Source organism: Nostoc sp. PCC 7524 (assembly GCF_000316645.1).
Lineage (GTDB): Bacteria > Cyanobacteriota > Cyanobacteriia > Cyanobacteriales > Nostocaceae > Trichormus.
In genome coordinates this window covers 1,676,928-1,683,864 of record NC_019684.1, presented here as the reverse complement: position 1 = coordinate 1,683,864, position 6,937 = coordinate 1,676,928, and the positions used below count along the sequence as shown (strand labels likewise).

Below are 6,937 nucleotides of genomic sequence, written 5' to 3'. Positions count from 1 at the left end.
GTTAATCAGCTGGTGCTTTGGTTGCAACAACCATAAACGCCTCTTTTTCCAACGCGGTTTTCAGGCTGTCTCCGTTAAGAAACAAGCTGTGTAGCCCTGTTGCCATCCGTTAAGCCCGAACTCAGGTTCTACAGCCAATTACCCAACAAGACGTAAGATGCCCAATGTATGGGATGCCGAAAATCAGGGTCTTTTAATAGTGAAAGTTGGGCTTGCCGCAGAGCTTCTGCCTTTGTCAACTTTTTAGTTGCCAACTCTTGATAAAAATGACTCATCAGACGAGATCCAGATTCATCATCTAAGTTCCATAGAGAAGCTAAGGTACTATCTGCTCCGGCTTGAATTGCTATCCCAGCCAGTCCTAAAGCTGCTCGCTTGTCTCCTCTAGCAGTTTCACAAGCACTCAGAACTAATAATTCGACTGATACAGGTCTAATTTGTTCTCTGCTGCGAAATAAATCTTTTAATTCATTGACTTTGACAGGTTTATCCCAAGCTAGCACAAAAGTTTCATCAGTATTAGAACTAAATTGACCATGAGTTGCCAAATGCACCACAGAAAAAGGTAAAGAGTGAATCTTTGTTTGTAAAGTTGAACTTGTAAATGCCTGATTCAGCAGAACTGTGCTTGGCACTTGCGACTCAATTACTTTTAATTCATCACCAACATTGGGTAATGAACTAAATCCATGTCGTGCTTCTGTCAATCCTGCCACTAAGGTTTTTAATTTACTTTGACGCAAAGGACGAGGCCCCAACAACTCTAAACCAGGGGTAAGAGCAATACTATATTTTTCTACTAAATACTGTTTGCCATCATACAAAGCTGCCATTGGTAAATTCCGCAGAGAACCATCCAAGACAAACACTAATGTTTTTACCTGACTTTGAGAAAGTTGGGTTTCTACAGGACGAATTAACCAGTCATAAATTCTTGCAGATAAAAGTTTTCCTTCTGTTGAAGTATAAGGCTTTTCTAAATTTTGTCTGAGTTGCTCTACAACTTCTTCTAATTCGCGTTGCGTGATTTTATTGGTGTAGTGCTGTAGTGTCTGCTGCGGTAAACTCAGAATTACTTCTAATTGATCTTGGAGAATAATCGGATAAATTACTGCGGCGGCTGACTGTTGAATCTGTTCAATTGGGACTATCTGACCTTGTAAACAAGCAGAACGAAAGAAGTTGTCCAGTTCAGCTAATTGTAATGATTCAATTACTTGCCGGGCTTGTTTTAATTGTTTTTGATTGGGTTCTAAGTTTTCACCAGGATGCAAAAGTAATTCTACATATTCACGATATATCGGCTCGACAGTTTCACGAAAAGAAAATTGAATATCATTGTTAATTGCTACTAAATCATTACGTAAAGATTTTAAGGTGGTGAAAGCTACTTCATAGGCAGCTGTTGCTGGCTTGATTGCGCCTTGAGCTTTTAAAATGCGTCCTAATTGCCATTGCCATTGATAAGCAATTTCGGGCGAATTCATAGCTTGTGCCAGTTGCAAAGCTTGTTGGGTTAATTCTTGAGCATTTGACCACTGCTGAGTTTGTTCATAGAGTCCACCTAGATAACCTAAAGCGTAGGATTCAGCTTGTTGGTCATTTAAACTTTTGGCTTGTTTAACTGCTGTGGCTAGTATATTGGCAGATTCACTGAGTTTTGTACTGCCCAATTTCATCAGGCTTGTGGCTAGTTTAATCCTGGCGTAAATTGTTTTCCGACTGGGAGACAGATGAGTGAAGGTGATCTGGATTTGTTTGGCAAGATCTTCAGCTTTTTTTACTTCTCCAGTGGCTATCAATAGGTTCAGTTGATTAATCTGTGCTTTCATCTGCGTGATAGTTACAGTGGCAGTAGCTGCCGCTTGTTCGTAGTATGCTAATGCAGTTTTTGTATTGCCTTGGGCATTAGCTGTATTACCCAGGCTTAGTAAGGTGTTACTTAGTTCTTGTTGTGGTAGATTACCTTGAGTTATGATCTCCAAACTCTCCTGCAAAACTCTATGAGAATCAGCGATCGCACCTATCAATCTGAGGGTATTTCCTAAGCTACGTAGTCCTGTAGTTTGCAATTGTGCATCTGGCTGTTGTTTTAGGGCTTGTTCTACTTCAGCTAGAGTTTTCCGAGCCTGGAGGTAAAGCCCCAAAACTTGTTGGGCTTGAGCTTGATTGATGAGGCTGCCAATTCTACCTTGTACATTGCCTGCTTTGGTGTATGTGGCTGTGGCTTGTTGCCAAGTGTTGAGGGCTTGTTCTGCTTTACCTTGAGCTAATTGCAAACTTCCTTGGGTATTGAGAGCTTGGGCTAGGATGAGTTTTGCTGATTGAGTTGTTTGTGTGGATTTTTGTATTAAGTTCAGACTAGAGTTAATTGCCTGATTTGCCTGCACCCACTGTCCCAATTCTTGATAAGCCAGGGAGATATAATTTAGCACCATTGCTTGGGACAATATATCATTTTCTGCTTGGAGTGCTGATTGCCAAACCTTGATCGCCTCCGGATATTGTTCTGCTTGATATAGTGTTTTACCTTGTTGAATTAACTGTGTTGATTGATCTAAATTGACAGAGGGTATAGGGGATGGTATTTGAGCAGTCGAGATTTGGGCTTGATGCCATCCAACCATGAGAGTTAAGCTCATACTTACGAAGGCACAAAGCAGAAATGCACCAATTCGACGCATAAATTTTGCCTGTTGTTTTGGCATATGAAAATCCACCATCAGTTTTGGGCAACCGGACAATTAACAGGTGTGCGCGAGGAATGATGAGGGGTTGTAGTGGGAGATTGAGCTACCAAGGTAATCTTGCCATCGGTATTAGTTACCCATCCTTGGGCCTCGATGATGTCCGCAGGTTGTGGAGAAACTGAATTTGTTTCTTGTCCAGAAGTAGTTAATTTTTCATTAAGTAACGTATAGGATTGCAGGTCTTGCCAGATGGCATCACCACTCAAGGGATCGCTAGGCTTTGATGGTAAACCACCCCGTCCAGTAATTACAAATTCACTTTGTTGACTGGCTGTTGCTTCTCCAGCACCTCTACAAGTTTGGGCAATTAGTTTAGAAGCATCTACTACATTTTCGGGTAATGCCACGAGTCCGCTACTGGGATCTAGGTTGGGTGTGTTGATTTCTACAAATCCATTAATTCCCAGTTCAGAACTGGCATTAATATCACTCAGAGAAGTCAATCTTTGACGTGGTAGTAATCCAAATATACTTTGAGCAAGAATGTTAATTTTGCCTCCCGAACCTTCAAAGGCGTTGGCAATAATATCACTATCTTCATTAGGGACAGCAACTATAAAATTTGTATTGATATTAATGTTGCCGCCACTACCTTTGTTAAAAGCTTGGGAGCTAATTAAACTACGGTTTCGCATGACGATCAGTCCGGCTACTTGTAGTGCAATGTTTGCATTACTACCAAACGCAGTTTCTGCATTAATCTTGCTTTGATCTAGAAAAATATTGGTGGCTGTTATGTTCAAGTTACCTGGATTACCTGAGCCAGAAGCATTTACATTTAGCTCACCGCTATTCTGGAGTAGCAATTCTGGGGTAAAAATTTGTAAATTTCCCGCATTTCCGTCTCCTAAAGATCTGACGGCAATTCTGCTGGTGCGGTTCTCACCTACTTCAGAACCAATTACCTTAATAGACTCTTGGGCAATTACTGTTAAGTTACCAGCATTCCCGACACCACGAGTAGATGCCGATACTACTCCTCCATTGCTGACAATTAACCGCTTAGTATCAATTTTTAATTCTCTAGCATTACCTGTTCGATAACTATTAGTAAATATTCCACTAGAAAACCCATCAGGTGAAAAACCACTCACTTCTACAGATTCTGAGGCATTGACTGTCAAATTGCCAGCATTGCCCTGATCAAATGTCGAAGTCGATATTATGCCTCCATCTCGAACATTTAACTGTCTAGTAGTAATTTTTAATTCTCCACCATTGCCAGTTGCTTGATTATTAACTTGAGTCAAAATTTGGCTAGCAACTTCGTCATTAGGGGAAGTGCCAAGCACATCTACAAACTGAGTGGCGTTGATGCTGATATTGCCGGTATTTCCTGGACTGAAAGTAGAGGCGGATATAAGTCCTCCATCACTAACTGTCAACTTAGAGGTGTTAATTTCTATATTTCCTGCGTTTCCTGTAGCACTTTTTTCGCTTTGACTCAATAAGGCACTGCCAAACACAATATCGCCTACTTTACCAGTACCACTTACTTTTATAGAGTCTGAAGCATTGACAGTGAGATCTCCACCTTCACCCGCACCAAATGTTGAGACGAATATCGCAGCCCCGTCCTGAATAATTAACTTATGAGTGTTAATTTCTATCTTGCCTGCATCTTGATGACCGAGTGTAAAAGCAGCGAGTTCACTAGGCAAAAATCCATCTGGCGTAGTACCTAAGAGTTCTACTGATTGGGAGGCATTGATCATCAGGTTTCCGGCTTGGCCATCTCCGCCAGTACCAACGCTGATTAAACTGCCATCTCGCAAAGTTAAGCGTTCAGTATTAATCGTCAAGTTTCCTGCATTTCCACTGCCTTCAGAATCAGCAAAAAAAGCACTGGGCCGATTTCCTCTGCCAGTTGTGCCAATCACTTCCACGGATTGGGAGGCATTCACTAGCAAATCCCCTCCTAGTCCTCGATCAAAGGTTGCGGCTGATATTCTTGCACCTTGTTGAGCAGTTAATTTACTGGTCTTAATGGTGATACTAGCAGCATTTCCAGAACCAAATGTTCTGGCAAACAGCCCCCCAGGATTGCCATTGATGTTAGTACCAGACAAATCGAGGGATTCAGTTGCATTGATCTGCAAACTGCCCCCTGATTGAGTCCCTAGAGTATTTGTCACCAAACGTGAACCTTCTGTTAGGGAAACTTGTCTACCCTGCACCTGTATATCACCAGCGTGTTCACCACTAACATTGACGAGAGCCGCTTGGGACAGGAAAATATCTCCAAGCGGAATGACATCAGGAAAATTGAGCTTGAGGCGATCGCCTGCCACATCTACCCCGACAATTCCTACTCCCCTGATAGATGCCAATTCGATACGCCCTGCTGCTGCTTGTAAGATTCCACCTTCTAGTCGGACATCGCCACCCACTAATGCTAGAGTCTTGCCTGTTGGTACTACTAAACCAGTGTCTGATACTGTTTGTACTTGAATTGCTTTGGTATTTGTGCCAAATTGCAAACCCAGAGGTAAATTGATGTTTAGTATGGGTGGAACTTGGGGATTGGTAGCACTAAAAGTTAAGCCATTAGCAAATAACAGACTATCAGCTGTACTCGCAGCAAAAGAACCTGCAATGTCTAATGTGGCATTGGAGCCAAACAAAATGCCTTGGGGATTAATTAAAAATAGATTGGCATTACCTAACACCCCCAATGTTCCTGAAATTTCAGACCGATTGTTACCTGTGACGCGTGTGAAAATATGTTGTATTCCGGCTGGGTTGGAGAAGTACACCTTCTGCCCATCCTCAATACTAAATTCTCGAAAGCTATGGAATAAGTTGGCTCCTCGGACTACACCACCATCAATGCGATCGCCTATTGTTCCTTTTACCTCAACTCCTTGGTTGAAGATTGATAGTTGTCTTCCCAAGGTGGTATCAGCTTGAATTTCCGCAAGTACAGGGGTTTTTCCCCCAATCACCGAACTAAGTGCTGAGATGGCTAATCCAAAAACAAACAATTTCCTGAAACACTTAATGCCTTGCTTGTCTCTCATGGTTGTATAAAAATTTCATAGAGTTGATCAGCAGTCTTCTGGAATGCTTGGGTGTACAACAGGAAATAATCGGAGCAGCAGCAGAGCTATCTAATTTAGCTTGTTGTAGTAGTTCAGCCCAAGCTGATGTAATTTCGGGATCTTTACTTTGACTGCTTTGTATTTGTTCTCCTAAAGTTGTTAAGGCATCGTACCAAATACCATTTTTGGCAAACAAGGCTGCTCTTTCTAGAGGAGTTTTAGCTACTTCCAGTTGCTTTTTGAGTGTTGGGTTGAGATCAACTTGCTTCATTGAGCCTTGTACATAAACGGCAGCTAAAGATTTTTCTGAGTCGCAATAAATAGAAAAAGTCCATCGATACGATTGACTAGATACTAATGGCTCTTTAGGCTCTACAAGTAGGCTGACAATCCCTGATGGTGTTTCTGGTGGATTAAATTTTGTCTGATAGACATAGTTATCTGCTTCGTCTTGAATAACAAACTCTACAGAAACTCTGGGGTTTAAGTTGTCAGGCACAAAAAACCAAAATGTTGGGTTTGGCGATGTAGACTTTCCCAAGACTACATCTTTGATTCCTGTATTAGTTATCGGTACTAAAGCTGTGAGAGTTTCATACTCCTTACAGGGACCTCGACTACCTCCGCCTCTACGTCGTCCTCTAGGTTCTCCTGGCTTTTCTTTGACTGTTGGCGGAATATACCAGATCTTTTTGGTTGATATTAAGGTTTCGGCTTGTCCCGGTTGCCAATTTCCTACTATGTTAAAAATGCTCAAGGTAATTCCAGAGATTAGTATGACAGTTGGAAACAAAAGTATTTTTTTCATGGCAATATTATTTTATATTCATCAAATAGCTTGGGGATGGTAAATAGTTGGAAAAGCTTATAGTGTTGATCAAGAAAGATAAAACATTGATTATTAATATCGATTATATGATGATATCAATGCCTAATTTTATCAAATTTATCTTAAGGAATGAAGTGAGACTGATGGAATTAATACTCTTAGATAAATTGCGATTATTTTATTCTATCTGAATAAAAAACTCATGGGAGCCTTATAAAAGCTTTCTGAACACCAATCAATGTACAAGGTTAATCAAGACATAACTTTTGCTTAATTCATTGTTAATAATGTGTACATATATAATAAATTATTACTTT

The 6,937-nt window shown here is 40.9% G+C and carries 3 protein-coding genes; all 3 read right to left on the bottom strand.

The window, feature by feature from the left end:
* Positions 1-128 precede the first annotated feature (128 nt).
* From NOS7524_RS06615 to NOS7524_RS06605, 3 genes are read right to left on the bottom strand one after another with little or no spacing between them, the layout of a single operon-like run.
* Entirely contained in the window at positions 129-2,708 is a 2,580-nt protein-coding gene (locus tag NOS7524_RS06615) for a CHAT domain-containing protein (protein WP_041555599.1), read from the bottom strand.
* A 14-nt stretch (positions 2,709-2,722) separates the two neighbouring features.
* Positions 2,723-5,770 carry a two-partner secretion domain-containing protein gene (locus tag NOS7524_RS06610; RefSeq protein ID WP_015137704.1) on the bottom strand — a complete coding sequence of 1,016 codons (3,048 nt, stop codon included), beginning with the start codon at positions 5,768-5,770 and terminating at the stop codon, positions 2,723-2,725.
* On the bottom strand, positions 5,748-6,599 hold the full coding sequence (locus NOS7524_RS06605; protein WP_015137703.1) for a DUF928 domain-containing protein: 852 nt from the start codon (positions 6,597-6,599) through the stop codon (positions 5,748-5,750). Before NOS7524_RS06605 ends, NOS7524_RS06610 begins: the two co-directional genes overlap by 23 nt.
* Between the last annotated feature and the right edge of the window lie 338 nt (positions 6,600-6,937).